At 50.1% G+C, this 3,225-nt stretch carries 1 protein-coding gene; it reads left to right on the plus strand.

The genetic code is table 11. The features are described from left to right. Window positions 1–3,225 (plus strand): trypsin-like peptidase domain-containing protein (locus ACQY26_RS02345; RefSeq protein ID WP_428047471.1); only part of this gene is annotated, 3,225 nt, incomplete at both ends.

Consider the following 3,225-nt stretch of genomic DNA (forward strand, 5'->3'; position numbering starts at 1 on the left):
AAATCGCCGATAAAGCCGTAAACAATTACGCCTACGCTTTAAGGAAAGGCGACGCCGGATACGCCTACGCGCATACCCCTTTTGTCGCGGGCGCGATAAAAAGCGGACGCGTAAAATCATACGAAGCCGCTTATACGGTAAACAAGCTTTATTCCCTTGACTGGTGGGACCTGAACGAAGGCACCCAACGCCGCGTAAACAATTTGGCGGCGAAAGTTTCATGCGGATACGGAGCCGGCTATAAAGCGGAAAAAACAAAAGACGCCGTAAAAGCCGTACGCGCCGCAAGAAACAAAAAAATATCCGAACTAGCCGTTTGGGGCGATATCCTTGTAAGCGCGGTGCTGATGACTTCTTTCGTAATCAGCATACCGTCTTTGGCGAAGGGAGCCTCTTCCTTTATAAAAAGTTTTTCGGCTTCAAGGTCTTTAAGGGCGGCGCGCATAGCAAAAATAAGAGCCGCCGGAAAAGGAAATTTGCTTCATAAGGTAAGCTCCGGCAAAAGAGTTCCCGCGGCGGCCTCCACGGTAAAAACCGGCGCAGCAAAGCCTGCGGGAGCCAAACCTCGCACAGCCGCGCCAGCGCCAAAAAAATCCGAAACTCTTTCTTCTGTAGCCAAGAAGCGCAGAGCGGCCGACAGACCCGCCAACCCGGCCTCTCCCAAGAAAGGCGCAGAGCCCGCCAATCAAACCGTTACGGGCCAAGTCAGCCTTTCCGAACAAGCCGGGCAAAACATTACGGATATGTCTGCACGCCCCGAGAATCTGACGGTTTCAATCGGGGAAGGCTCGGGAGGGGGGATACACGGCGGAGCATCGGCGCAGCTTACAAGGGAACAGAGGCTGCTCAGAGCAAAGATTGAAGCCGAACAGGAACTCCGCCTTGCGCAGGAAGTCATTGAACTCAGCAAGCCTTTCGGCCCGCAAAAACCGTTTAAAGGCGGTTGGTTCTTTAATAAGCCTTATAAAGAACTGCCGGCTTGGAAGCGTTTTGCTTTTGACAATTATTTTGCTTGGGTTTTGCCCTCTTTTGATATTACGGCGCAAACGGCGGCGGGGGCGATAAGAAATCCCGGCAAAGCCGTTTCGGGCTTAAGTTTAAGCGGTGCGCCTGCCGTAAATTTATTTACGCCTTCCGTAGCGATAGTTCAGTACGAACGCGCTCCGCAGACAATAGCCAACGCCGCTTATTTGCTTAAAGAAAGCGCGGATATACCTTTGACGATAACCCGAGTTACGCCTTCTTTAACCACGGTGGAAGCTTTTTCGGGCGCGCTTAAAACGGCCGGAACGGCGGGGCGAAGCGCGAATGCCGGGCATAGGGTTTTATCCATACTTTCTCTGCCGCGCATAGAAGGCGTTTTAAATGAATTTCACGGCGGTAATTCCGGCAGACTCGACAATTACCGCGGCCGCGGATTTACGCCTGCGGCAGCCAATTACTTTACAGTTTCGGCGGAAACGAATTTAACCGCGCCGATTCAGTCCCCGTTTGATATAAAGGCTCCGGCTCCGGTTAAAAAAGCGGAAAAAGGCTTTGCCGCTTTTGAACGTTTCGCCGCCCAAATACTGAAAAAACGCTCCAATAACAAGGCCAACAGGGCAAGATATTCCAATCTTATGAGCGTAGCGAAATATATCTCGCCCAAGCTCAGCGCGGAACTTATAGAAATAATAGATCAAAACCCTTACGGCACTCAGACTTTCGACAGTTTCTTTGAAGCCGTTTTAAACCTGCTTGAAGATTTGCGGCCCGGCCAAATTATAGTGCTTGCGGCCGATAAAATACCCTCGCCCAGAACCGCCCCCTTGGAAGATTCCGCCGTGGCGAATATGCTTGTCATAGAAGATAACCCTCTTGAAGACGTTTTTGACTATGTATCTTCTTACGGCAATTTTATGGTGGCTTCTGCTTTAAACAGAGCTTTGCAGCTGCCGCGAGAAGCGCAGGACAGAGTTCTTTCCAATTTAATTGACATCGCTTTGCAGAAGAGAAGCGCCGGCGCGCCTAAGAAATCTTATCTTATAGGCGTCAGCGGGGACGCTTACGAATGGGAAGATTTTTCAAAAGACGACTTTGTCGACCTTGCTTTGGGCAAGGAAGTTAAAAAAGATTTAATAAAGGAACTTTCCATAAAAAAAGGACGCGGCGATTATAAGCATTTCCTTTCCGAATACAAAGACTGGTTGGTATCCGTACTCGGCGCGACGCGCGAAACCCCGGCCGTTATATTTGAAAACGCCCAAGGCACCTATTTTATTTACAGCCATGACGGTCTCCGCCGCATAAGAATAGGCGGGCACGAACTGCTGCTTTCAAGAAAGGTAAACTACCATTTCCATCTTGAATACAGAAACGGCGTTGACGGCGCGTGGCAGGGGCCTTTAAATTACGTATACGCTTGGCCCAACCAAAATATGCTTCCTTCGGATGTAATTAGGGATATGCTGGAAAACCCGGTCCAATCCATGAAGTCGCGCGGAGTTTTAATTGACAAAACCGATTTCGACCGGCAGTTTAGAAGCAATTTTATTCTGCAGGCCCCGGGCGGCGGCGATGCGGATTTTATCAGCGGTCTTTATCTCTCCGCATATCCCGAAAAGCCGGCCTCGTCCGGCGTGGCTCCTTTCGCGGGCAAGTTTAAAGGTTGGCAAAACGCCCTTATCCCCAATATGACGATGAGGGGGCTCTCATACGTCCCGGCGAGAACGCCGGAACGACAAGCTTTCTACGCGGGAATAAAAAAGGATTTGGCGTGGCTTTTCGGACGGGAAGATTATCTTGCGCCATGGCGCAAGAAGCTGGGCGGATATGACGTTTCTGCTTATAAAAACAGTACGTTTTCCGTCATTACGCCTTCTTATATGACGGGTACGGCATTCTTTACGGAATATTTGGGAATGCGCTTACTGCTTACAAACAGCCATGTGGTGGGCAAATCAAAAAGCGTAACTTTGACGGACTCGGACGGGGAAGAATTTGAAGCCGACGTAATAGCCAGAACCACGGAGCGAGACGCATTGGATTTAGCCCTTCTTCTTCCGCGCAAGCAAAGTATTTTTGATGGCCGCACGCCTTTAAATCTTTCTTTACGCCCTATTGAAGGGTTCGGCGGCGAACTTTATCTTATGGGATACCCGGGCGACGCGCGGGCTTTTAATAAAAAAGCCATGCTTTTTATAGAACAGGATTATACCGGCCGCTACCCAGCTTTAACCGCCGTAC

The organism is Candidatus Proelusimicrobium excrementi, assembly GCF_937881865.1.
Taxonomy (GTDB): Bacteria; Elusimicrobiota; Elusimicrobia; order Elusimicrobiales; family Elusimicrobiaceae; genus Proelusimicrobium; species Proelusimicrobium excrementi.